Origin of the sequence: Luteitalea pratensis, from assembly GCF_001618865.1 — a bacterium.
GTDB lineage: Bacteria > Acidobacteriota > Vicinamibacteria > Vicinamibacterales > Vicinamibacteraceae > Luteitalea > Luteitalea pratensis.
In genome coordinates, this window is the sequence record NZ_CP015136.1 from 3,851,741 (window position 1) to 3,876,332 (window position 24,592).

The window sequence follows — 24,592 nt, forward strand, 5'->3', positions numbered from 1 at the left end:
GATACGGCAAGCGAGTTGCATTGCGGGGCTGCGGCATGCCTCCGCTCGCCCGGACGCCGCGACCCGCTTCGCTCCTCTCGCTCGCCCTGACCACGGCGACATTGCTGGGGCTCGCTTGCCCGCCCGTTGCGGCGGCGACGTTGAAAGTCCGCTCGGATACCCAGGAGATTGCCGCTGCCGATCGCATCGTCCGCGGCCGCGTCGAGTCCGTGCGCACGGAACGGCGGGCTGGCACCGGCGTGATCGAGACCGTCGCGCGGGTACGGGTGATCGATGACTACGCCGGCGGCGCGGATCCGGTCATGGAGATTCGCGAACTCGGCGGCACGGTGGGCGACACGACCCTCCATGTGGTCGGGGCGGCGCAGTTCCTGGTCGGCGACGACATCCTCGCACTTGTCGAGCGCACGGCGGGCGGCTGGCGCCCCTCGTCCATGAGTCGTTCCGTCTATGGCGTGCGCGGCACCGTCGCGGACGTCGAACTGGTGCAGCAGGAGGGCGGAGAGCCGGTCGTCGGCGCCGCCGGCCCGCGACGCCGTTCGCTGGCGGGTTTCGCCGCGACGATCCGGTCGGTGCGGCGCCGCGGCCCCGTGCGCCTCTCGGCGCCGGGCGACATCCCCGCAGCGGCCAATCTCGAAAACGCCACGCCCGTCGTCGCCAGCTACAAGCTGCTCGGCAACATGCGCTGGCACGAGGCCGACAGCGGTGTGACGGTGCCCTGGTACCGCAACACCCTCACGGCATCACCACTTGACAGCGGCAACAGCGACGCGGAGATCCTCCAGGCGATGAGCGCCTGGACCAACCCGGCTGGCGCAACGATCTCGCTCGCGTATGCAGGCACGAGGACGGTCGCATCTTCGTCGCTCCTCGGCTGCGGTACGCCGCCCATCGCCGGTGGCGGACTCATCAGCTACGAGGACCCTGACGACGACATCACCACAAGCGGTGTGATCGCGGTCGGCGGCGCATGTTCGAGTGGCGTGACCCGGATAGTGAACGGCATCACGTTCTCGAAGATTACCTACGGTTTCGTGGTCTTCGCGACGAAGGCCGAGATGCCGCAGCTGGGGCAGTCGCTGTTTCTCGCGCGCGTCATCGAGCACGAGGTCGGCCACGCCATCGGTCTGGGGCACACGCCGACCGACGGCTCGGTGACCAACGCCTCGAGCAACATCATGTATCCCTCGTGTTGCCAGGCCATCACGCCGGTCCCGCCGGCGCTGGGGCCGGACGACCTCGAGGGCCTGCAGGCCATCTATCCGACCGACGCCGGCGGCGGTACGTGCACGTTTGACGTGACGCCGACAACGCAGTCCACGACCAGTGGCGGTGGCAGCTTGCCGCCGCTGACGGTCAACACTGGCAGTGCGTGCACCTGGTCGATCAGCGGCAATCCGTCATGGCTGTCGGTCAATGGGCCGACGACGAGGACAGGAGCCGGCACGGTGTCGTTCGTGGCCGCCGCCAACGTGAGCGTGGCGCGAACGGCTGGACTGATTGTTGCGGGCAAGACGGTCACGGTACAGCAGGACGCGGCGCCGGTGACCGCGCCAGTCGACACCGACAACGACGGCCTTCCCGACACCTGGGAGATCCAGGCTGGGCTCAACCCCAACGCCGCGTCTGGCAACGACGGGGGCTCGGGCGACCCTGACGGTGACGGACTCAGCAACCTGCAGGAGTACCAGCGTCGCCTGCACCCGGTCGGCCGGCTCCAGCGATACCTCGCCGAAGGCGTCCAGAACGACTTCTTCTCGACGCGCATCGCCCTCGTCAATCCGAGTGCCACTACCCCGGCTCAGGTGCAGTTGCGGCTTGCGAGTCCTCCAGACTCCTCCGGCGTGGTCGTGACCCGCGAGCACTGGGTGACGATCGCCCCGAGCCGCCGCGTCACCGTTGACGCTGGCACCATCGCCGGTGTCGCCGGTTCCTTTGCGACTACGATCGAAGCCAACACGCTCGTCGTCGCGGATCGGACAGTGACCTGGGATGGTTCGGGCTACGGCAGTCACGCCGAATCGGCGACCGAGGCGCCGCGCTCCACGTGGTACTTCGCCGAGGGCGCGACCATGGGCGGGTTCAACACGTTCTACCTGCTCCTGAATCCCGGCACCAACGCGGCCGACGTGACCGTGACGTATCTCCGCGCTGGTCGCCCACCCCGCACGAAGGACTACACGGTGCCACCGGGCGCGCGCCTGACGGTGTGGGTCGACATGGAGCGCTGGGACGACGGCGACTCGCTCGCGGCCGCAGAGGTGTCGGCCCGCATCGACGCCACCGCGCCGATCATCGCCGAACGGGCGATGTACCTCGATCGAAACGGGCAGGTGTTCACGGCCGGCCACGACAGCGTGGCGTTGCCGGCGCCGGCCGAACGCTGGCTGCTTGCCGAAGGCGCCACGGGACCCTTCTTCGATCTCTTCATCCTGCTCGCCAACCCGTCATCGCAAGCCGCCGATGTCCGCCTCCGCTTCCTGCTCGGCGACGGTACCGTGGTGGAGCATCGGGAGACGGTGCCGGCGCTGTCGCGCGGGACCGTGTGGGTGGACGCGCTGGGCCGCGATGCACAGTTGATTGCCGCCAATCCGGACTATGCGCGCCTGGCCGACACTGCCGTTTCGACCGACGTGGTCGTCGACAACGGCGTCGGCATTCTCGTCGAGCGGTCGATGTGGTGGCCTGGCGACTCGAGCACGTGGGCGGAGGCGCACAACAGTGGCGGCGTCACGGCCGCGGCCACGCGCTGGGCGCTGGCGGAGGGTGAAGTCGGCGGCGCACGCAACACCCGGACGTACGTGCTGGTGAGCAACCCGACGGCGAGTGCCGCCACCATCAACGTGACGATGCTGTCGGAGACGCAGGCCCCCGAGACGCAGACCTACACGGTCGGTCCGAACAGCCGCTTCAACCTTGCGATCGGCGATCCCGGGTACTTCCCGAGCGCGGTCGGCCGTCGCTTCGGGTTGCTGGTCGAGAGCACCGCCGTGCCCATCGTCGTCGAGCGGGCGATGTACAGCGACGCCGGCGGCGTGCGGTGGGCGGCGGGCACCAATGCGGTGGCGACACGGCTGCCTTAGACGAACGCTGAACGCTGAACGCCGAATGCCGAAACGCTGACAACAAAAGGGGAGTGCAGCGTTCGGCGTTGGTCAGAGGCCGTGTCCGCCGGCTTTCGTAGCCGTCGACCTTTGTATCTTGAATAGACGCGCACGGTAGCCCGCTTGACCTCAGGTCGACGGGCAGCGCGGCGTCATCGCTACCCCCGTGCGACCAGGCCGCGGGCCAGTGTCAGCAGCATCTCGATGGCGACGTCGTTGTGCCCGCCCCGCGGCACGATGATGTCGGCGTAGCGCTTGCTCGGCTCCACGAACTCGAGGTGCATCGGCTTCACCGAGCCGAGGTATTGATCGATCACCGACTGCACGGTGCGTCCGCGTTCGGTGATGTCGCGTTGCAGCCGGCGGATGAAGCGCGTGTCGTCGTCGGCATCCACGAACACCTTGACGTCCATCAACGCGCGCAGCGGCGCGTCGGCGAAGATCAGGATGCCCTCGACGATGATCGCGGTGCGCGGCTGGACGGTGTCGAAGGTGTCGAGGCGGTTGTGGCGCGCGAAGTCGTACTGCGGCGCCTGGATCGGCTCGCCGGAACGGAGCGTCTTGACGTGCTGCACCAGCAGGTCGGTCTCGAGCGAGTCGGGATGGTCGTAGTTGAGCGCGGCGCGTTCCTCGAGGCGGAGGTCGCTGCGGTCGCGGTAGTAGCGATCGTGCTCGAGGACCGACACCTTGGCGTCGCCGAGGGAGGCCGTCAGCCTGCGCACGACTGTCGTCTTGCCCGATCCGGAACCTCCGGCGATCCCGATGATGACCGGAGCCGTGCGCGCGTCGTTCATGTGGAAATCGTAGCGCACCGGGTCCGGCGTAGAGAGCCGGACTTACGCGTCGACCTGAAGGTCGGCGCCTACGAGACGCCGTTGGCGACCATCGGCGCTCGGCGCGCAGCATTCGACGTTCGTCAGTGAAAGCGTTCCCGTAGCCGTCGACCTTCAGGTCGACCGGCAACCTTCAACGTTCGGCGCGGCCGCCAGGTGACAAGCAAGCGTCGAGCAAGCTCGACGCCTACGCCTCCTCATGGAGCCGTCAGCGTTCGACGTTCGACGTTCGTCAGTGGAACCGTTCCTGCCCTGTGCGCATCCGCTCGGTGAGTTCCGAGCAGAACGTGTGCAGGTCGGCCGGCGAGAACGACAAGCGCACGAGAACGTCCCCTTCGATCGGGCCGTCGATCTCGGCGATGAGTGGGCCGAAGCCGGCCAGTTTGGCGATGCCGTTCGAGAGATGGACGACATCGCAGATGGTGCTCTGGGTCGCCGACGGGGTGTGGTGGTGCGAGATCGCCACCGCAAGGCGTTCGGGCAGGCCCCAGTGGCGGACGATGTAGCCACCGAGCTCGCCGTGGTCCATGCCGAGCACCTGGCGTTCGGCTTCGATGCGCGACAGCGCGCCGCTCGTCCAGGCCGTGCGCAGGGCAGACAGCGTGGCCTCGTCCATGGCTTCGTCCAGGACCACCTTGCCGACGTCGTGCAGCAGGGAAGCGGTGACGGTCTCGGGTGGAATCGGCGTGCGGGCACGCCTGGTGACGATCTCGGTCGCCAGGGCACTCGCCACCGCGTGCTGCCAGAGTCGACCAGGCTGGAGGTCGAAGGCGGGCAGCGGCCGCAGCAGCCTGGGCCGCACGCCCTCGGCGATGGCCAGTGACAGCGCCGTGCCGACGCCGATGCGCATCAGCGCATCACGGACCGTGCTGACCGCCGGCAGGTGCGCCGTCCAGGCGGAGTTGGCAAAGCGCAGGACACGGGCCGTCAGGGCCAGATCCAGTCGCACGACTTCCTCGACATCGCGAAGCATCCACTCGGACTGGCAGAGGAGCGACACCAGCCGCGTGGCGGTGGCTGGGAGCGGCTCGAGGGCGTCGGCCTGCCGGAGCAGCCGTTCACGCGTGAGAGGGGAGGACGAGCGAGGGTCTGGGGCCACCATCGTACCAACCCTATCGGCCGGAAAGAGCCGGCGCTGCAGCGGATCCGCTCAGAAACTGGCGACGATGGCGGCGGCGGCGACCGTGTCGGCGCGTGTGAATCCGGGGACCGGTTCGTTGCGGTAATTGATCTCGTGCGACACCTTCAGCGCGAGCACCGCGTTGAGGCCGGCCTGCAAGGGCCGCGACGTGTGAGACACGCCAGTCACTTGTGCGATCGACGTCGGTCTTGAACGACGCGTCGTTGGAGATCGTGTTGCGCTTTGCAAACTCCCACTGGTGCCGAACTCCGGTGTCGAACGTCCTGAGATAGCGACCGCGCACCACGCGTCGGTCCTCGCCGATGTAGCCGAAGCCGGAGTCGAACGAGAACCGCTGCGGCTGGCCCTGAAGGAGCAAAGCCGTGACGCCCGCGGCGCCGTCGAGGCTCTGGTCGATGCCGGCAAAGGTGTTGCGCAGGTAGGTGCCGCGCGCGAAGAGCTCGGCGCGGTCGCCGACCTTGCGAGCAGTTCGGACCTGGCTCGTCAACCGCTGGGCGCGAGTGGTGTTGTCGGTGCGCGTGTGCAGGAAGTGGGCGCGCGGCTCGAGGCGCCACTGTCCGGGGGAAAGGACTGCCTCTGCGCCGGTGCCGACGGTCGTGGTGTCAGCCGTACCGCCCGTGGAGGCATAAGAGAAGTGTCCGGGGACGGGACGTCCGGCGGCGAAGTGGTGTACTTCGATAGCCGGGAGGCGGCCCGGCCGTCCCCAGCGCGTGCCCGCTGGCCCCCGCCTCTGCCCAATCGGCCGATGGAATTGCCAGCTCGGGGAATTCTCGCGCCTTATATACAAAGCCTTCGTCATAATGCCGGCGCTGAAAGCTGACGTGTCCCCGGCCGGGATGACCGGTCGCGCCCAGAACACGATCCAGAGGACGAAGATGCCGCACAAGCCCATCAAGTACGTCGAGAAGGGGTTGACCTACGCCGCCAAGGGCGCGTGGGTGGTGTTCGACGCGCTGAACTCCATCAACCGGAACCCTGGCTTCGTGCCCAAGTGGTCGGATAAGCCCCTCCAGAAGTCGTGGGAGAAGGTGAAGCCGCCCCTTGGCTGGCCGCGCGAGACCGACTCGCTATGCCCGACCTGCGTGCGCGAGGCGCGCCAGGAGATCCTCGACGGCAAGCGTGACGTGTCGGTGCTGCTCAACGAGAAGGTGGGGGAGATCAAGGCCACCATCATCGAGCGCGACGGCAAGATCCTGATGGTGAAGGACTGCCCGATCCACGGCCACTTCGAGGACGTGATGGCCATGGACCCGGCCTTCTTCAAGCACCTCGAGGACTCGTACCCAGGCAGCGACATCCGGGCCCACAACGACGAGACGCTGCACAACCATGGCAGCAGCACGATCAAGTACGGTCGCGGCGCGGTGCTGACGATCGACCTGACCAACCGCTGCAACATGATGTGCGACCCGTGCTTCATGGACGCCAACCAGGTCGGCTTCGTCCACGAACTGAGCTGGGAAGACATCAAGACGTTGCTCGACAACGCGATCACCATCAAGCCGCGGCGTCAGATGTCGGTGCAGTTCTCCGGTGGTGAGCCGACGTTGTCGCCGTACTTCCTCGACGCCGTCCGCTACGCGAAGAAGGTCGGTTACAACTCGGTCCAGGCCGCCACCAATGGCATCGAGTTCGCCAAGAGCCCCGAGTTTGCCCGGGCGGCCGCCGAGGCCGGCCTGCGCTACGCGTACCTGCAGTTTGACGGTATCGGCAACGCCGCCAACTCGCATCGTCTCGTCGGCAACCTGTTCGACGTCAAGCTGCGCGCGATCGAGAACCTCTGGGCCAACGGCGTCGACATCGTCCCGGTGACGACGATCGTCAACGGCGTCAACAACGAGCAGGTCGGGCGAATCATCAAGTTCGCGCTCGACAACCCGCGCAAGATCAGCTTCCTCTCGTTCCAGCCGGTGTCGTTCACGGGCCGCGACGAGGAAGTGACCGACGAGCGCCGCGCGGCGCAGCGCTACACGCTGTCGCACCTGGCGCACGACGTGAAGAACCAGGTGCAGATCGGCGAGCCGACGCGCGACTGGTTCCCGATCTCGTTCATGGGGACGTTCACCGACTGGGCCGACCTCGTGAAGGGCCCGGCGCAGGACTGGGGCAACCTCGCGTGCGGCTGCCACCCCAATTGCGGCATCGGCATGGCCGTGATGGTGGACAAGGAGACGAAGGAAGCGGTCCCCGTGACCGCGTTCCTGCACGCCGGGCAGCTCGCGAAAGACCTGCAGCGCGTCAACGACGCGGCGCGCGGCAAGCGGTTCTCGATGTACGGGCTGGCGCTGGCGCTGGCGAAGAACTACGACCCGTTCAAGTCGCCGACGCACTTCAGGCTGATCGACCTGATCAAGAAGTTCGACAAGACCTTCGGGGCCACGGGCAAGAGCTACGGCCGCGTCGACCTGCAGCGCACCCTCGAGGACGTGGAGAAGCGCCGGCAGGATCGCTGGAACTTCCTCTTCATCGCCGGGATGTGGTTCCAGGACCTGTTCAACTACGACTTCCGCCGCACCGAGCGCTGCATCATTCCGTACGCGACGCAGCAGGGCGAGATCAGCTTCTGCGCGTACAACACGGGCATCGGCTGGCGGAACATCATCGAGAAGATGCACATGACGGCCACCCTCACCAAGTGGTACGAGGAGCACGGCCGTCACGAGATCTTCGCCGGTGGCAAGCAGGTCAACCTCGGTACCGCCCAGCACACGCTCGTGCTCGACGCCGATGCCGTGGCTGTCGGCCGCCAGACCGACCTCGACGACGCGGGGGTGGCCAAGAATGCGCGTGAGGAGAAGCTGCGCGCCCGTGACGAGCTCAAGAAGAAGGCCGAGAACGACCGCATGGCCGCCCTCTACCGTCAGCATGTGCTCAAGGAGGCCGCGCCGGAAGTTGCCTCGGGCCTGCAGATCCAGGGCCTGAAGAGGTCGGCACCCAAGCCGGAGCCGACGGTGAACTAGGAGAATTTCAGAATTTCAGGAATTGCAGAATTTCATCAGGATCTCGGCGCTTCGAACGCTGGCGGTGCGGGTGAAATTATGAAATTCTGAAATTGTGAACTTGGGCGATCCTCCACGGGCGCGACGAGCTTCGGCTCATCGCGCCCGTGTTGTTTCCGTCCTCCTTGCCTCCGTGTGGCTGGCCTCGGCCGGCGCCCAGGACCTGCCGGGGCTCGACGACGTGGTGGAGAGGGCGGGCGCGGCTGCGGTGCGCTTCGGCACCGGGTTGCGGGGTGTTGTCGCCCGTGAGCGCTACCTGCAGACCATCCGCCCCTGGCGGGGAAGTCCACCTGGAGAGCCGGCGGAGGCCCGGGCGATCGAGACACGCACGTTGCTCTCGTCGCTGCTGCTCGTGCACGACCCGGACACCCCGTGGCAACTCCACCGCGACGTCGTCGCCGTCGACGATGTGCCCGTCGCCGATCGTGAGGATCGACTGACCGCGCTGTTCGCGTCGCCCGGAGCGGACCCCAAACGGCGGCTCCGCGAGATCACCGAGGAGAGCGCGCGGCACAACCTTGGCCACGTCACGCGCAACATCAACGTGCCGACGTTCCCGTTGCTGATCGTGCACCACGCCTACCGGGAGCGATTCCGCTTCAGCGATCGCGGCCGCATGCGCGAGGACGGCGTCGACGTGCGCCTCGTGGCCTTTCGTGAGAAGGGACGGCCACGGGTCGTGCGCGGCGATCGTCTCAGGGATGTGGAACTGCGGGGACTGCTCGCCATCGACGAGGCGAGTGGCGAACTCGTACGCGCCGTGATCACGCCGCGAGCGGGCGACCTGCGATCGCTGCTCCAGGTGTCGTTTGCGCACGTCGCCGAGTTGCCTGTGCGCGTGCCGGTGCGGCTCTGGGAGTGGTACTGGGTGCACGACGTGCCCGAACGCGACCGCTACGTCGAGGGCGAGGCCACATACGATGACTTCCGCCGGTACACCACCGCGGTCGGCGTGCCGGTGGTCAAGTAGGGTGCAAGTCTCAGGTCTCAAGTCTCAGGGCTCAGGGCTCGACGGCTATGAGTTCAAGCGGCCGGCCTGGACAGCCGGCCCTGACTGCGCCGGGCCGAGGAGGTAGGGCCCGATCGTGGTGCGGTACCCGGCACCCGGTACCCGGTACCCGGATGATCGGTAGCCGGTAGCGCCGTGTCCGATGCCCGGTGCCCGGATTACGAAGCCAGGAACACCGCGCCCGGCGACCCTATGTCATGCCGGTGCCCTTGACCGCGGCCGGCGGCGGACGCACGATTAGCCCACAGAAACCCGGCGCGCTGTCTCTGCCCGGGAGGAGAACACAGACATGTCCGGTCCCCTCGCCATTGGCACCAACGCCCCCGACTTCGACGCCGTCACCACCCAAGGCCCCATCCGCTTTCACGATTGGCTCGGCGATTCATGGGGCGTGCTGTTCTCGCACCCGAAGGACTTCACGCCGGTGTGCACCACCGAGCTCGGCGCCGTCGCCAAGCTGAAGGACGAGTTCGAGAAACGCAACGTCAAGGTGCTCGGCCTCAGCGTCGACCCGGTCGACCGCCACGCCGCCTGGAGCAAGGACATCGCCGAAACGCAGGGCGCCGAGCCGAACTTCCCGATGATCGGCGACCCCGACCTGTCGGTCTCGAAGCTGTATGGCATGCTCCCGGCCGACGCCGGCGAGACGTGCGAGGGCCGCACCGCGGCTGACAACGCGACGGTCCGGAACGTCTACGTGATCGGGCCCGACAAGAAGGTGAAGCTGCTGCTCTCGTACCCGATGACCGCGGGCCGCAACTTCCAGGAGATCCTGCGCGTCATCGATTCGCTGCAGCTCACTGCGAAGCACCGTGTGGCCACGCCAGCCGACTGGACGCAGGGCGACGAGGTGATCATTGTCACGGCCGTCTCCGACGACGAGGCGAAAACCCTGTACCCGAACGGCTGGCGCGCCGAGAAGCCGTACCTGCGTTACGTCCCACAGCCGAAGGCCTAGCGGCCCACATCCTCCACGCCCGTCCGCCTCGCGCGGACGGGCCTACGCCTCGGATCCCGCGCGCGTTCGGGTCCCACTCGAGCGATGGCTGCGCGCCTTGCGGCTGCTCCTGCTGCGTAACGTCTGCGTCACACATGCGACGGGGGCGCGGCCTGCGCCGGCCCCAGGGCGCCATCGAGTCGAAATCTACTGCCCGTCGGTGGCCGGCACGCGCGCTCCGAGTCCGGCCACGACACGAAAGAGGCGACATCTCCCGCAGCGTCGATGTGGGAAGTGAGGCCTTACCCTTTACACGCAGCCGACTTCACTTGACGGCGCGACGGAACGGGCCAGCCTATCGGGGCCAGCAGGAGGACGACCGATGAAGTCGAAAGATACGCGGCTCAGTGAGACGGTGACATTCATTCGCAATTGTCTGGCCCTCGATGCCGGGCAACGGACGCGGGCCGCGGATCAGGCCGACAGCTACATCGACTCGCTCGGAGGGCAGTCGGCGGCGTTGTCCACTTCGCTGCACATTGGTGACAGCGGTCCCGATCTCAATCAGCATCGGGCGTACCGGCGCGCCTATGTACTGCTGTACAAGGCGATTGCCCATGGGCACCAGATGGCGCTGACGGGCCTTCCGCAGGGTGTCATCACCATCGCGGGACCGACTGCCGTGGCGAATCTGCCAGCCGTGGTGAGGTTTGCCGCCATTCTGCGCTGCCGGGAGACGATGGCCAACTACATGATGCTGCAGGACCTGCAGCAGCTGCTCAACAGCCCGCTGCAGTTCCTGCAACACAACAAGTTGATGGTGTCGGGGAGCCCGCGTCGGGACGTCGGCCAGGGCGACCGCAACGTCATGCCGTTCTACCTGAGCTACGACCTGAACAACGAACGGTACGACCTGACCCCGGATCCACAGCCCGGCTGCGCGCCGGTGATGGCCGACAGCGTGGTGGCGCGCTGGTGGACGGACATCCCGGGGGGCCATGTCGCGGGGAATCTGGCGGGAGGCAATTTCAGTCAGCTGGAGGGCATCGAGCTCACGTCGCAACTGATGGTGACGACCCAGTTCACGGGGTGTGCCTTCGCGATGAAGAACCACAACGCACATACGTATTGCGCGCACACGACGCCGAAACCGCCCCACGATTTCGCGGGTCAGGCGAGGGCCATGACCGGCAATCAGCTCGCGCAGGACATCCATTCGGTGAACGGAGTCGCGGGCGATTTTCAGAACGCAGCCGGGGGCCCGGCCCTCGCCATTTATGGCGCTGGATGGAGCGTCGGCACGATTGGCGGCGTGTCCTATCCGATGGGCCTGGGCGGCGGAGGGAACTACATGACGATCATCGGTACTCCCGCCGGTGGCGGGATTTATCACATCTTCTCGCAGATCACGCAGAACCGGGCGATTACGAGTGCGCAGCGCATCTTCTAGGAGGGCCTGAGCCGGCCGCTCGATCACGGGCGCAGGCCACGTGATGTGATCGGAGCCGTCGCCGACCTGCTACTAGTGGGGAAACGCCTGCATGAAGGCGGCAAGCGCGTGCGGGCTGCTGGCCCTGGCCGCGAAGAAGTAGCGGCCGCGGCTCCACGCCACGAATGCACCCAGCGCCACGTACGCAGGATCGCTGCGCAGGTCCTGCACGATCCGTGGCAGGTCCTGCTGCCGGTCCGTACGGCGCAACTCGTCGCGTTTCTCCCGCGCCGCCGTATCCACCGCGGCTCGTGCGTCGGCGGCGGTTGCCGGCAGGGTCGCGTCGACGATCACCACATCCGATCCGCGCTGGTACCTGACGTGGAGTGCCTCGTCGGCCGGCACACGCATGCCGTCCGGCAGTCGTCCTCGTTCGAATCCGCCCACGATGACTGGCAGGAGTTCCGCCACCTGGTCGCCGATCGGCATCCTCAGCGCCTCGAGATTGAACGGGGTCGGTCCCGTCCGCGCGAGAGCGGCGCGTGCGGCCAGCGCGTGGAGCGCGAGCGACAGGGCGGTGCGCCGTGTGATCGTGTTCGCCATGGTGTTGGCCGAGACTGCCGAGGCCGGCAGTACACTCCCATCTTGTGCAACGTTGGTCGCAGGCAGGGAGAACAGTGACGCGGGCGATTCGCCTCTCGGCCTGGTGTGGAGCGCTCGTGCTGACCTTGGCGCTTCACGGGGCGCAGCAGGCGCCCGAAGGGTTCCGGCTCGTCTGGCAGGACGAGTTCGATCATGACGGCCCGCCAGACCCGACCAGGTGGAACTACGACGTCGGCGGGCACGGCTGGGGCAACAAGGAGCCGCAGTTCTACACGCAGCGTCGCCCCGAAAACGCGCGGGTGGAAGGCGGACACCTCGTGATCGAGGCGAGGCACGAACCGTGGCAGGGGGCGCCGTACACGTCGGCGCGGCTGGTCACCAGGGGGAAGGGTGACTGGACGTATGGCCGCGTCGAGGTACGCGCGCAACTGCCGCGCGGTCGAGGCTCCTGGCCGGCCATCTGGATGCTGCCCACCACGACCGCGCCGATGCGATGGCCAGACGATGGCGAGATCGACATCATGGAGCACGTGGGCTTCGACCACGGCGCCGTGCACGCGTCGGTGCACACGAAGGCCTATCACCACAGCATCGGCACCCAGAAGACCGCGAAGGTCGCCATTCCGGATCTGGCCGAGGCCTTTCACGTCTACGCGCTCGACTGGGACCACGACCGCATCCGTATGTCGGTCGACGGTCGCGAGTACTTCGCCTTCGCGCGTGAGTCCGGCGACACGCGTGTCTGGCCGTTCGACGGACCGTTCCACCTCCTGCTGAACGTGGCGGTCGGTGGAGCGTGGGGCGGCCAGCAGGGGATCGACGAGTCGTCGTTACCGTACCGGTTGCGGGTCGACTACGTCCGCGTGTACCAGCGCCTGGCCAAGTAGCGTCATACCCCTTGCAGCGTCGAGGTCGGCGCGATACCTTCAAACCATGGTTTCGACGCCTTCGCACCGCGTGCCGTCGATGCTGTTGCGGAGTGCCGCCCGGCACCGCGCCTGTCGCTGTTGTTGATCCTGCCTGCTCGCTTCATCTCAGCGTTGACCGCCGGTCGTGCCGGCGTTCCTGTTTGATTGACGTCCCCGGGTGCAACCCGGGGCTCGATGCGCGATCGCCACCGGCCCGGCTTGCTGGTGCGTCATGGTCGCATCCGGATACGGAACATGCGTAGTTTCCTGCAGGGATTGATGATCTTCGCGGCCCTGGTCGCGAGCGCCGCCGCCGCGGCCGCGCAGACCGCCCCCATCGCTCCCACGACAGCCGAGGACTGGCGGCAGCAGTACGAGCGCGACCTGCGGGCCGAGTACGGATGGCTCAGCGTCGCCGGGCTGACGTTCCTGCCCGAGGGCACGCACACCGTCGGCAGCGACCCCGCCAGCGCGGTCGTGCTTCCCGCCGGGCCCGCCCCGCAGCATGTCGGCCGCATCGTCGTCACCGACGAAGGCGTGACGCTGTATCTCGAGGCGGGCGTCCAAGCCCTCCTGAATGGCAAGCCGGCGCCGGCGGTGGTGGCGTTGAAGAAGGCCGAGCGGACCGCGCCCGGGCAGCCGGCGGCACAGCCGGACAAGATTCGCGTGGGTCGGGTGGAATTCCACCTGCACGAGAGCGGGGATCGGCTGGCGCTGCGTGTGCGCGATCCCGAGTCGCCCATCCGCATCGGCTTCCAGGGGCCGCGCTGGTTCCCCGTGTCGGAGAGCGCCCGGGTCGTGGCGACGTTGAAGCCGTTCGAGTCACCGCGGGTCGTGGACGTCAGGAACATCCTCGGCGACAACGAGCCGTATTCAGCGCCGGGCCAGCTCGAGTTCCCGTGGGAGGGCCGCACGGTGCGCGTGCTGGCGTTCACGACCACCAGGGGACGGCTGCAGGTGATCTTTCGTGATGCGAGCGTGGGGCGAGAGACGTATGGCACACGCTACGCGTACGCCGAACCGACCGGCGATGGCCGTTACGTACTCGACTTCAACAAGGCGTACAACCCGCCGTGCGCATACAACCCGTACACGACCTGCCCGACGCCACCGGCGCAGAACATCCTGAAGGTGGCCATTCGCGCCGGCGAAAAGATCTACGACGGCCCTGCGAGCTCAGCGCACCGCTGAGGCGCGAAGATGCCGCGAGGCCGCTGCACGCGTCCCGCAGCCGCCGTCATCCGGCCAAGCCGTCAATGGCCGCCACGTAGCCGTCGACCTTCAGGTCGACGTGTGGTGCGCCATAATGCCGCTCCATGCGTGCCTTTCGCGTCGACCGGCCCGGTCACGCGCGCCTCGTCGACGTCCCGGTGCCGACGCCAGGTCCTGGCGAGGTCCTCGTGCGGGTCGAGGCGGTGGGAATCTGCGGATCCGATCTGGAATTGATTCGTGGGACGCGCGATGCGGCGTTCTGCCGCTTCCCGGTGGTGCCCGGCCACGAGTGGTCGGGCATCATCGCCGACAGTGCCCCTGCTGCTCCGCACTTGCATGTCGGCATGCGCGTCGTCGTCGAGGGGCATCATTTCTGCGGCGCGTGCGTACCCTGCCTGGCCGGCCGCACGCACCTGTGCACCCGGTACGATGAATACGGCTTCACGCGCGACGGCGGTTATCGGGAGTTCGTCGCCGCCCGCGTCGATCTCTGCCATCCCATCACGCACGTGACCTGCGAGCTCGGCGCCCTTGCCGAACCGACCGCCTGCGCCTTGCATGCCGTCGAGCGGAGCGCCGTGGACTCGAGCGACGTGGTCGTGGTCATCGGTGCCGGCCCTATCGGTTTGCTCGCCGCCGCGTGTGTCGCGGCGCGTGGTCCGTCACGTCTCGTTGTTGCCGATGTTCGCGACGCCACCTTCGGCGTGGCGCGCTCACTCGGCGCCAGCGACACCGTGTGCGCACCGGCGACGGCGCTGGCGCAGGCCATACGCGAGCGCGTTGCCGGAGGCGCCGACGTGGTCATCGAGGCGGCGGGCCATCCACTGGCGCAGGTGGCGGCGGCCGATGTGCTGGCGCGCGGCGGGCGCCTGACCATCCTCGGCATCGCCGGCTCCGATCGCACGACGCCGTTCAACTTCGATCCGCTTGTCTTCCGCGACGCGCGTCTCGAGGCCGTGTTCGCCTACCCGTCCTCGGTGTTTGCGCGTGCCGTCCGCCTCATCGACGAGGGTTTCGTGGATCCGTCCCCGCTCATCACGCACCGCTTCGGTCTAACCGAGGCGGACCGCGCGCTTGCCCTGCTCGAGGCGCGTGGCGAACCCGTCATCAAGGTCCTACTCGATCCCCGAGCCTGAACACATGTCACTCCCGTTGTCACCTGCCGCCCGTCTGCTGGCCGCGCTCGACCTGCCCGTCGGCGACGCTCACGATCTGCCACCGTCGCCACATCGCTTCCCGGACGGTGCGCACTACCGGGTCGAGATTCCGAGCGTCGAGGGGCCGCGCGTGCTCGCCGCGGTGATCGAGGAGGCGCGGACGCGTGCCGTGCCGATCCATCGCGTCTCGCAGGGCTCGGGCATCATGCTCCTCACCGACAATGAGATCGGCGAGATGTGCGGCATGTGTCGCGAGGCACGTATGGAGCTGTCGCTCTTCGTGGGGCCGCGTGCCGCGTGGGACACGGGGGCGTCGATCGTGTCGCCCGCGGGCCGCACGCTCGGCGCGCAGTTGCGCGGCCAGGATCAGGTGCGCTACGCCCTGGACGATGTGATCCGTGCCGTGGGGCTCGGCGTCCGCAGCGTGCTGATCGCCGACATGGGACTGCTGCGGATCCTCGACCTCGCCAGGCAGGCCGGGCACCTGCCGGCTGAACTGATCATCAAGATCAGCGTCCAGCTGGCAGCTGCCAATCCGCTCGCCGTCGCGATCCTCGCCGACGAGGGCGCCACGACGATCAACGTGCCGACCGATCTGTCGCTGGCCCACCTCGCAGCGATCCGACAGCACTGCGACATCCCGCTGGACGTGTATGTCGAGGTCCCGGACGGCTTTGGCGGGTTCGTGCGCCACTACGAGATTCCCGCCCTGATCGAGGCGGTTGCACCGGTATACGTCAAGTTCGGCTTGCGCAATGCCCCCGACATTTACCCGTCGGGCCTCCACCTCGAGAACGTGGCGATCCTGATGGCCCGTGAGCGGGTACGCCGCGCCGAACTCGGCCTCGCACTGCTCCACCGCCACCTGAGTAAGGTAGGGCCGGCTGTCCCAGCCGGCCATGACCACGATGCTGCCTCAGCCGGCCCTCACGACGCCGCGACCCTCACCATGTCACCCGTTGGCGCGCCTGACGCCCCCGGCATCCCCGCGGAAACCCGCTGACTATGCGTATCACCGAGATCGAGACGTTTCTCGTCGGCACGGAATGGCGCAATTTCACCATCTGCCGCGTGCACACCGACACCGGACTGACCGGGCTCGGCGAGTCGCGGATCCCGAATCACCCGCACGCGCTCGAGGCGTACGCGCGGGCCGCGGCGCGGCACATCGTCGGGCGTGACCCTTTCGACATCGAGTCGCTCGTGATGCGCATGCGCCGCGACGACTACTCGCGTGCCGGCGAGATCATGAGTTCGGGCATCGCACTGTTCGAGATGGCCTGCTGGGACATCGTCGGCAAGGCGCTCCAGCAGCCCGTGTATCGGCTACTCGGCGGAAAGGTGCGTGACCGGATTCGCGCCTATGCCAATGGCTGGTACCGCGTCGAGCGCACGCCGGAGCAGTTCCACGCGGCAGCCAAGGCGGTGGTGTCGCGTGGGTACACGGCGCTGAAATTCGACCCCTTCGGTCCGGGCTACTACGAGATCGATCTCGCCGAGCGGCGTCGCGTCGTGGCGCTCGTCGAGGCGGTCCGGGATGCGATCGGGCCGGATGCCGAGATCCTGCTCGAGATGCACGGGCGGTTTTCGCCGGTGCAGGCGGTGCAGATCGTCAAGCTGCTTGCGCCCTACGGGCTGGGCTGGATCGAGGAGCCGGTGCCGCCGGAGAATCTCGCGGCGTTGCGCAGCGTCCGTGAGCAACTGCCGGGCATCACGATCGCGACCGGCGAGCGTATCCACGCGCGGCACGAGTACCGCGAGTTGTTCGAGTTGCGCGCGGCTGATGTCATCCAGTTCGATGTGACGCACATCGGCGGGTTGCTCGAGAGCAAGAAGCTCGCGGCGCAGGCCGACGTGCACTACGTGACGGTCGCGCCGCACAACGTCGGCGGCCAGATTTCCACGGCCGCCAACCTGCACCTGGCCGCGTGTACGACCAACTTCCGCGTGCAGGAGTACTTCAACGACTTCGCCGACCCGTGGGTGAAGGACATCGCGCCGGGCTGCCCGGACGTCGTCGACGGCTACTTCGCCCTGCCGACGGCGCCGGGCCTCGGCGTCGAACTCGACGAGGCCGTCTGTGCCGCGCACCCGGTGGGCACGGCCCACTTCAACCTGTTCGCGGAGGGCTGGGAGAAGCGGGAGGGTTCCGGCCGCTGACGGCGGCCACCCACGGATGGGCGAGGGAGGGCGGACGCAACCGTGTTGCGACCGCGGCAGGCTCACGCTATGCTGCCATTGAGCTTCTGAAAACATTAGCGACGCTAATGTCGCGTTAGGACTGGTGCCCGCCCATGAAACCACCCACCATCGTCGAGTACGGTGTCGAGATCGCGGCCGATCTGATGATCGCGCCGCCTGACGCAGAACATCTCGAACTCGAACCGGAGCATCCCGGGATTGGCGACGCCGACTACGTGCGGCGCCGGCACGAACTGTTCGACCTCTGCCGCCGACACCGCCTCGACCATCTGGGGCCGCCCCTCATTGCCTACACCGAAGAGGAGCAGCGGATCTGGCGCGACGTGAGCCCGAAACTGGACGCACTGCACCGCACCTACGCGAGCCGTATCTACCTCGATGCCAAGCGCGCCCTCGGCATCAGCGCCGCCGAGATCCCGCAGTTACGCGATCTGAGCGCGAGGCTGGGGCAGGAAACGGGCATGCACCTGGTACCGGCCGAAGGGCCGATCCCGTATCGCACCTTCTACGGCTACATCGCCCAGCGGGGCTTTCCGGTGACGCAGTTCCTGCGGCACGGGTCGCACCCGGAGTTCACACCCGAGCCCGACATGATTCACGACTGCCTCGGTCACGTGCCGGCGCTCATGAATCATGACTACGCGGCACTGCTCACGCGCATCGGCCAGGCGGCCATGGCAGCCACGAGCGGGGAACAGGTGCTCGCGCTCAAGCGCCTGAGCTGGTTCAGCATCGAGTTCGGGTTGATCCAGGAAGACAGCGTCACGAAGGTGTTCGGCGCCGGCATCCTGTCCTCGACAGGCGAGATTCCGTTCTCGCTGTCCGACGACGTGGAGCGGAGGCGCTGGAAGACCGACGAAGTCATCGCCACCGACTACGACCCGTCACGGATGCAGGCAGTGCTGTTCGTGATCCCGTCGTTCGCGTTCCTGCGCTTCGAGGTGGAGCAACTGGTGCACAAGCTCGGACTCGAGTTGGCGCACGAGGCTCATTGACGCTTAACGCCTAACGCTTAACACCTGCCTGGTCTCAAGTCTCAGGTCTCAAGTCTCAGGTCAGGTCTCGGGCCTGAACGTGAGGCTTGAGACCTGAACCCGGTACCCGGAACCCGGTACCCGGAACCCGTTCTATTACAGCCCGAAGGCGCCGTAGATCATCCAGGTCGCGGCCTTGTCCTTGAACGGCGCGACCAAGGTCTTGTTGGCGTCGGGGATCCCGACGCCGGGCGCGTCGGTCACGACGGGTGTCCCTGCGTTTCCCGTCGGGGCCTCGCCACTCCCTGAACTTGCCGCGGGCGAGGTGGCGCCGGCCACGGCCGTGCCGGCATCCTTGACCATGTCCTGGAGCGCTTGCAGGTCGCCGCTCTTCACCTTGCCAGCCATCTCACGGAAGTCGATGCCCGTGACGGTCACCCCGGCCGCCTCGTAGAAACGGAACTTCACCCAGGCGTATTCGTCCAGCGAGAAGGCCTGGGCATTCAGGGCGTCGACCTGCGCGCGCTTGGCTTCGGCGATGACGCCGAAGAGGTCCCGGTACGCGCCGACCAGTTCGGTCAGGGCCACGCTCCCGGACTCCTTCCGCTCGTCGAGGGCCTTGTACTTGGCCTGCAGTTCGGTGGCGCGCGTGCCCATGCGCGCGTGCAGGCTCTCCTGCACCGCAACGAAGCGCCTGACCTGGGCTTCGGTGAGCGTGTCGTCGGCCGGCGCCGTGAAGGGTCGGGTGTTGGTGACCTTGGCGTCCAATTCCGCCACCTCACCGAGCTGGCTCATCGACGACACGAACGTCCGCGCGGGGCGGTACACGAAATAGTAGAAGCCGGCGCTTGCGGCAATGGCCGCGAGTACCAGGGCCAGGCCACACCCGATGACAAGCTTCTTCACTCGACGAACTCCCTGTAGGCTTGAGGCGATCGTGCCTCGTATTCTTTCCTCAACGACTCCTGCCGTCGCGCTGAACAGCGCGGCTCCTCGCCTGTCTCGCCGAGAGGCGCTCGTTCTTGTCAGCGCGTTGCCGTGGCTCGTGCCGGCATCCGCGAGTGGCGCAGCGGCGGCGACGTCCCTGTTCGATGGCAAGTCGCTCGGATCCTGGAAGCCGGTGGCCTTCGGCGGCGAGGGAGAAGTCTCCATCGTCAACGGGGCGATTCGCCTGGATCGTGGCAACGACCTGACGGCGGTCGTCTGGACCGGCAAGGTGCCGGGGCCGAACTTCCGCGTACAGATGGAAGCCAATCGCGTGGACGGATCCGATTTCTTCTGCGCGGTGACGTTCCCTGTCGCCGGCAGCCATTGCACGTTCGTGGTTGGCGGTTGGGGCGGCACCGTGGTGGGGTTCTCCAGCCTCGACGGCCTCGATGCCTCGGAGAACGAGACGAGTCACACCATGACCTTCGAAAACGGTCGCTGGTACCAGGTGGCCGTTGACGTCACGCCGACGCACATCAAGGGACTCATCGACGGCGCCGTGGCTGCCGAGGCTAACCTGGCGCGGCGCGAGGTCGACGTTCGCATCGAGATGGTGCTGTGCCGTCCGCTCGGCCTCGCGAGTTGGCGCACCGTCAGCGACATCCGCAACATCACGCTCGAGGAGCGCGCATGATGCCCGTGTCTCGTCGGCGCTGGCTGCAGTCCGGGCCATTGGCCGTGGCCCTCGGGTGGAGCCGCGCCGCGCTCGCGCAGAGTTCGCCAATCACACGGACCCCGGAGAACTTCCGGCTCGTCGGCGCGCCGGTCGTGCAGGGCGTGTCCGCGTCGGCCGTCTCGATCGCGTGGGGCGTGAACGACACCAGCACCGGATGGGTCGAGTACGGCGAGACGGAGGCGCTGGGACGTCTCGCGGCGCCAGAAGGACACGGTCTCAAGCCCCTCGACGCGGTGGTGCACCGCGTGCGCCTCGAGGGTCTCGCGCCGGGCGCGCGGTACTTCTACCGGACCGTCAGCGTGCCGATCGCGTTTCTCGGCGCGTACGACATCCGGCGCGGTCGCCCGTTCGAGAGCGGTCTTGCCAGCTTCACCACGCCCGACGAGGGCAGGGGCGCACGCGTCTCGTTCGCCGTCATCAACGACACGCACGAACAGACCGAGACGCTGAAGTCGCTGTTCACGCAACTGGCCGATGCGCCCGGCGACATGCTCTTCTGGAATGGCGACATGTTCAACGACATCGCCAGCCAGCAGCAGATGTCCGAGCAACTGCTGACGCCCGCCGGCATCGCGTATGCCTCGCAGCGGCCCGTGTGGTTCGCGCGTGGCAATCACGACGTGCGCGGACCAGAGGCACGCGCGCTTGGGCGCTTCCTCGATACACCGGGAGGGCGGTTCCACTATTCAGTGCGGCAGGGCCCGGTGGCGTTTGTCGTGCTGGACACGGGCGAGGACAAGGCAGACGACGCGCCGGTCTATGCGGGGCTCGGGACCTTCGACGCCTACCGCACCGCGCAGTCGGCCTGGCTGGCCGATCAGCTGCGGCAGGACCACATCCGCAACGCACCGTTCCGCGTGGTGATCGCGCACATCCCGCTCTACTCGACGCGCGACACGCAGCCGCACGGCGGGGCAGACGCGCGGGCCAAATGGCATACGCACCTCGCCGAAGGCGCCGTCGACCTGTTGATCACCGGGCACACGCACCGCCACGCCTGGATGCCAGCGGACGCGACGCGCCCGTTCGGCCAGCTGACCGGTGGCGGTCCAAGGCCGCAGGAAGCGACCCTGATCCGCGCCGAGGCCGACGCGCAGGTGCTGAAAGCCCGGATGCACGCGCTCGACGGCACGCTGATCAGTGAACACGTGATCCCGCGTCGAAGCTGACGTCGAAAGGAAGGCCTCGCTGGGACAGCGCGGCACTACCGATTCCACAACGGCGGTGACGTCGACGGTCAGTATCAGGCTGTCCGGTACCCGGTACCCGGTACCCGGAGCCCGGACTGTGTTTACCCGCCCCTCGTGTGCATCTCGAGCTGCGGGGCCCGGCGCAGGTCCTCGACGGCGATGAACGCGCCACGGTCCGGCGCAGACAGCCGGGCCTCGGCACCGCGATCCGCGCGCTGCTGCCACGTCGTCGTCAGGAGCGCGACGAGGTCCTCGTCGCTGGCGCCGGTGCGCAATGGCGTTCTGATGTCGAGCCCCTGCGTCGCGTAGAGACACGAAAACAGGTGCCCGTCGGCCGTGAGTCGAATGCGATCGCAGGTGGAGCAGAACGGCGTCGTCGTGGACGCAATGATGCCGAACACCTGCCCGGATGCGAGCCGGTAGCGGGATGCCGGCGCCGGGCCGTCGGGCGCCAGTGTCTCGATGTCTCCGAACGCCTCCTGAACGCGCCGGAGGATGTCTGAGCGCGAAACCACCTTCGCCGCCTCCCAGTGTGTGGCGCCAGGTACGTCCATGTACTCGATGAACCGGATCTCGGCGTGCCGCGATCCGGCGAACGCGACGAGGGCCTCGATCTCATCGTCGTTCACGCCGCGCATCAGCACGGTGTCGAGCTTGACCGCGCCGAATACCGTGACGGCCGCGTCGATCCCCGCAAGTACGTCGGCGAGATGATCGCGGCGGGTGAGCGCTTCGAAGCGCGCCCGCTGCAACGTGTCGAGGCTCACCGTGATGCGCCGTAGTCCAGCCTCGCGCAAGCGAGTGGCCTGCGCCGCGAGGAGGACGCCATTGGTCGTCATCGCCAGGTCGTCGAGCGTGCCGATGGCGGCCAGTTGGGCGGTCAGGTCAGCCACTTGCGCCCGCAACAATGGCTCGCCGCCGGTGAGCCGCACGTGCCGCACGCCGAGTCCCGCGAACAGGCGCGTGACGCGGGTCAGCTCCTCGAAGGTCAGCAGCGTGGTCCTGGGCAGCCAGACGTAGTCCGGCTCCGGCATGCAGTAGGCACACCGGAGGTTGCACCGGTCGGTGACGGAGATGCGGAGGTGGCCGAGCGGGCGCTGCCACCGGTCGAGGATCACAGGAGGATTATCCCAGAGAACGCCGAACGCCGAACGTCGAACGCCGAACGCCGACAGGCGGCGCAGGACCCAAGAGCCGGAGACGACCGAAGGCCCACGGCCGATGGACGAAGGCCGGGGCAAAAGAAAAAGGCCCCCGATCCGGTGCCCGCGGATCGGAGGCGTAGGCTTCGGCGCCCGGCGCCGGAAGCGGAAAAAGCGGCCTTGCTGGGACTGGGAAGTTCAGGCCACGTGCTCGAGCAGGGAGGCGGGCACCCCGTGGTCTGTGTCGAAGGTTGCCGCGACTTCTCCGTGCTGGCTGAGGTCGAGGCCGTCGGTTTCGGCGTCCGGCGAGACGCGCATGGGCCACATCGTGTCGACGACACGGTAGAGGAACCAGGAGCCGACGAAGGCAAAGGTGGTGACGACTACGAGCGCCAGCATGTGGACGCTGAAGGTGTGCCAGTTGCCGTTCACCAGGCCGACGTCCTTGGCAAACACGCCCGTCATGACCATTCCGACCATGCCGCCAACGCCGTGGCACGGGAAGACGTCGAGCGTGTCGTCAAGTGTGCTTCTCGACTTCCAGTACACGGCGACGTTGCTGACGATGCTCGCGACCAGCCCGATGACGATGCTGTGGCGCACGGTGACGAACCCGGCGGCTGGCGTGATGGCGACCAGTCCGACGACGGCGCCGATGCAGGCCCCCATGGCCGATGGCTTCCGGCCGCGCACCATGTCGAAGAACACCCATCCGAGCATCGCGGCCGCCGACGCCGTGTTGGTGGTGGCGAAGGCGAGGACCGCGGTGTCGTTGGCCGCCAGGGCCGAGCCCGCGTTGAACCCGAACCATCCGAACCAGAGCATTCCTGTGCCGAGTAGCACGTACGGAATGTTGGCTGGCTCGTGCGCCTCGTTGGCGATGTGGCTCTGGCGGCGACCGAGCACCAGCGCGCCAGCCAGCGCGGCCAGGCCTGCAGACATGTGGACGACCGTCCCGCCGGCGAAGTCGAGCACGCCCATCTGCCGCAACCAGCCCTGCGGGTGCCATGTCATGTGCGCCAGCGGCGCGTAGATGACGAGGCTGAACAGGATCATGAAGAGCAGGTAACTCGAGAACCGGACCCGCTCGGCGAAGGCCCCGGTGATCAGCGCCGGCGTGATGATCGCGAACTTCAACTGGAACAGCGCGAACAGCAACAGCGGAATGGTCGGCGAGAGGTCCGGGTGGGTGGCGGCGCCGACGCCGTCGAGCATGAAGAACGTGAGCGGGTTGCCCACCAGTCCGCCCAGGCTGTCGCCGAAGGCCAGGCTGAATCCGACCACCACCCACAGCAGGCTGATGACGCCGAGCGCCACGAAGCTCTGGAGCATCGTCGAGACGACGTTCTTGAACCGGACCATGCCGCCGTAGAAGAACGACAGGCCCGGCGTCATGAGCAGGACGAGGCCGGTGGCGGTGAGCATCCACGCGACGTCACCGGATGAGGCAGGCCCACCCGCTTGGACCGCCGGCACGGCTCGGGGAAGCAGCGCGGCAAGCGCGACGGCCGACAGCAGGACGAAGGGTGCGAAGCGGACGTTCACGAGGGCATCTCCACAGCGAGCACGCGACAAGCGGACTTTGAGAAATGTACGGGATGAGTGCGCATTGGTCAATATTGACGTAACACTTTGTTAAACATAGTGCATCAACGCCCTATTGACGGACGCAGAACATGCGTTGCATGCGACATGGGTAACGCATTCTGCGGTTCCGGCGTCGCGGGCACGACCGTGATCCCGACCCGGAACGCGATATCTTCCTGGCCGATGCACCCCGGGGGACCCGCCGAATTCGGAACCGGGGCGGCTGGGGAGGCTTGGCGCGTGCGGTTGACGGTACCCGTGTCCATCCGGGAAGCCCGGACGACGTCCGGGGTCGCGGGCCTGGTGGCCTGGATCGACGAGCAGACCCGACGGGAAGGTGGGGCGTTCTGCTGCTGGCCTATGACGCCGCCCCCGCGATGGGCCAGGCGCTGGCCGTACCCGACTCCGGCGACGGACCGATCCCCGCTGGCCTGGGCCGCGGCCTACGAGATGCAGGCTTCTACCGCCGAAGTCGACGACGCGCGGCCGTGGGAATGCGTCC

20 protein-coding genes and 1 pseudogene are annotated in these 24,592 nt (G+C 67.5%); 13 read left to right on the forward strand and 8 right to left on the reverse strand.

Annotated elements, in window-relative coordinates; all coding sequences use genetic code 11:
• Positions 1–35: 35 nt before the first annotated feature.
• Complete coding sequence (locus LuPra_RS15745; RefSeq protein WP_110171626.1) at positions 36–3,083, forward strand: hypothetical protein; 3,048 nt, start codon at positions 36–38, stop codon at positions 3,081–3,083.
• Between the two features lie 179 nt (positions 3,084–3,262).
• Here the strand turns inward: LuPra_RS15745 and udk are convergent, their stop codons facing one another.
• From udk to LuPra_RS34545, 4 genes and pseudogenes are all read right to left on the reverse strand, one after another.
• Positions 3,263–3,898: a uridine kinase gene (gene udk / locus LuPra_RS15750; protein ID WP_110174713.1), complete on the reverse strand. Its 636-nt coding sequence runs from the start codon at positions 3,896–3,898 to the stop codon at positions 3,263–3,265.
• 271 nt (positions 3,899–4,169) lie between these two features.
• Positions 4,170–5,039 carry an HDOD domain-containing protein gene (locus tag LuPra_RS15755; RefSeq protein WP_110171627.1) on the reverse strand — a complete coding sequence of 290 codons (870 nt, stop codon included), beginning with the start codon at positions 5,037–5,039 and terminating at the stop codon, positions 4,170–4,172.
• A 48-nt stretch (positions 5,040–5,087) separates the two neighbouring features.
• Entirely contained in the window at positions 5,088–5,237 is a 150-nt protein-coding gene (locus LuPra_RS33305; RefSeq protein WP_234800410.1) for a DUF481 domain-containing protein, read from the reverse strand.
• A gap of 37 nt (positions 5,238–5,274) precedes the next feature.
• Positions 5,275–5,970, reverse strand: a pseudogene (locus LuPra_RS34545) (DUF481 domain-containing protein); the annotation flags it as partial.
• Between LuPra_RS34545 and LuPra_RS15765 the strand changes: the two are divergent.
• The 4 genes from LuPra_RS15765 to LuPra_RS15780 all read left to right on the forward strand — a co-directional run bounded on the left by LuPra_RS15765 (position 5,954) and on the right by LuPra_RS15780 (position 11,473).
• Positions 5,954–8,038 carry a radical SAM protein gene (locus LuPra_RS15765; protein WP_110174715.1) on the forward strand — a complete coding sequence of 695 codons (2,085 nt, stop codon included), beginning with the start codon at positions 5,954–5,956 and terminating at the stop codon, positions 8,036–8,038. The pseudogene LuPra_RS34545 and the gene LuPra_RS15765 overlap by 17 nt on opposite strands.
• 172 nt (positions 8,039–8,210) lie before the next feature.
• Positions 8,211–9,047 carry a hypothetical protein gene (locus tag LuPra_RS15770; RefSeq protein WP_110171628.1) on the forward strand — a complete coding sequence of 279 codons (837 nt, stop codon included), beginning with the start codon at positions 8,211–8,213 and terminating at the stop codon, positions 9,045–9,047.
• A gap of 328 nt (positions 9,048–9,375) precedes the next feature.
• Positions 9,376–10,044, forward strand: a complete 669-nt coding sequence (locus LuPra_RS15775) for a peroxiredoxin (RefSeq protein WP_110171629.1) — start codon at positions 9,376–9,378, stop codon at positions 10,042–10,044.
• A gap of 361 nt (positions 10,045–10,405) precedes the next feature.
• The gene (locus LuPra_RS15780) at positions 10,406–11,473 is read left to right on the forward strand and encodes a hypothetical protein (RefSeq protein WP_110171630.1); all 1,068 of its coding nucleotides are present in this window, start codon (positions 10,406–10,408) and stop codon (positions 11,471–11,473) included.
• Between the two features lie 72 nt (positions 11,474–11,545).
• On the opposite strand, the gene LuPra_RS15785 is transcribed toward LuPra_RS15780, so the two are convergent.
• The gene (locus tag LuPra_RS15785) at positions 11,546–12,055 is read right to left on the reverse strand and encodes a hypothetical protein (RefSeq protein WP_110171631.1); all 510 of its coding nucleotides are present in this window, start codon (positions 12,053–12,055) and stop codon (positions 11,546–11,548) included.
• Between the two features lie 74 nt (positions 12,056–12,129).
• Here LuPra_RS15785 and LuPra_RS15790 point away from each other — a divergent pair, with 74 nt between their 5' ends.
• The 6 genes from LuPra_RS15790 to LuPra_RS15815 all read left to right on the forward strand — a co-directional run bounded on the left by LuPra_RS15790 (position 12,130) and on the right by LuPra_RS15815 (position 18,529).
• The gene (locus LuPra_RS15790; RefSeq protein WP_234800411.1) at positions 12,130–12,942 is read left to right on the forward strand and encodes a glycoside hydrolase family 16 protein; all 813 of its coding nucleotides are present in this window, start codon (positions 12,130–12,132) and stop codon (positions 12,940–12,942) included.
• A 276-nt stretch (positions 12,943–13,218) separates the two neighbouring features.
• Complete coding sequence (locus LuPra_RS15795) at positions 13,219–14,154, forward strand: DUF1684 domain-containing protein (protein ID WP_157899255.1); 936 nt, start codon at positions 13,219–13,221, stop codon at positions 14,152–14,154.
• Between the two features lie 125 nt (positions 14,155–14,279).
• The gene (locus tag LuPra_RS15800; RefSeq protein ID WP_110171633.1) at positions 14,280–15,311 is read left to right on the forward strand and encodes a zinc-dependent alcohol dehydrogenase; all 1,032 of its coding nucleotides are present in this window, start codon (positions 14,280–14,282) and stop codon (positions 15,309–15,311) included.
• A 4-nt stretch (positions 15,312–15,315) separates the two neighbouring features.
• On the forward strand, positions 15,316–16,335 hold the full coding sequence (locus LuPra_RS15805) for a U32 family peptidase (protein WP_110171634.1): 1,020 nt from the start codon (positions 15,316–15,318) through the stop codon (positions 16,333–16,335).
• Between the two features lie 2 nt (positions 16,336–16,337).
• The gene (locus LuPra_RS15810; protein ID WP_110171635.1) at positions 16,338–17,492 is read left to right on the forward strand and encodes a mandelate racemase/muconate lactonizing enzyme family protein; all 1,155 of its coding nucleotides are present in this window, start codon (positions 16,338–16,340) and stop codon (positions 17,490–17,492) included.
• 134 nt (positions 17,493–17,626) lie between these two features.
• Positions 17,627–18,529: a hypothetical protein gene (locus LuPra_RS15815; RefSeq protein ID WP_110171636.1), complete on the forward strand. Its 903-nt coding sequence runs from the start codon at positions 17,627–17,629 to the stop codon at positions 18,527–18,529.
• A 135-nt stretch (positions 18,530–18,664) separates the two neighbouring features.
• On the opposite strand, the gene LuPra_RS15820 is transcribed toward LuPra_RS15815, so the two are convergent.
• Entirely contained in the window at positions 18,665–19,414 is a 750-nt protein-coding gene (locus LuPra_RS15820; RefSeq protein ID WP_110171637.1) for a hypothetical protein, read from the reverse strand.
• 31 nt (positions 19,415–19,445) lie between these two features.
• On the opposite strand from LuPra_RS15820, the gene LuPra_RS15825 reads away from it, so the two are divergent.
• Positions 19,446–20,129, forward strand: coding sequence for a 3-keto-alpha-glucoside-1,2-lyase-like domain-containing protein (locus tag LuPra_RS15825; protein ID WP_157899256.1), 684 nt, complete (start codon positions 19,446–19,448; stop codon positions 20,127–20,129).
• Positions 20,126–21,340, forward strand: a complete 1,215-nt coding sequence (locus LuPra_RS15830; RefSeq protein WP_110171639.1) for a purple acid phosphatase family protein — start codon at positions 20,126–20,128, stop codon at positions 21,338–21,340. Before LuPra_RS15825 ends, LuPra_RS15830 begins: the two co-directional genes overlap by 4 nt.
• A gap of 122 nt (positions 21,341–21,462) precedes the next feature.
• Here LuPra_RS15830 and moaA read toward each other — a convergent pair whose 3' ends face one another.
• On the reverse strand, positions 21,463–22,479 hold the full coding sequence (gene moaA / locus LuPra_RS15835; RefSeq protein ID WP_234800412.1) for a GTP 3',8-cyclase MoaA: 1,017 nt from the start codon (positions 22,477–22,479) through the stop codon (positions 21,463–21,465).
• Positions 22,480–22,701: 222 nt separating this feature from the next.
• On the reverse strand, positions 22,702–24,048 hold the full coding sequence (locus tag LuPra_RS15840) for an ammonium transporter (protein WP_237050611.1): 1,347 nt from the start codon (positions 24,046–24,048) through the stop codon (positions 22,702–22,704).
• Positions 24,049–24,592: the final 544 nt, after the last annotated feature.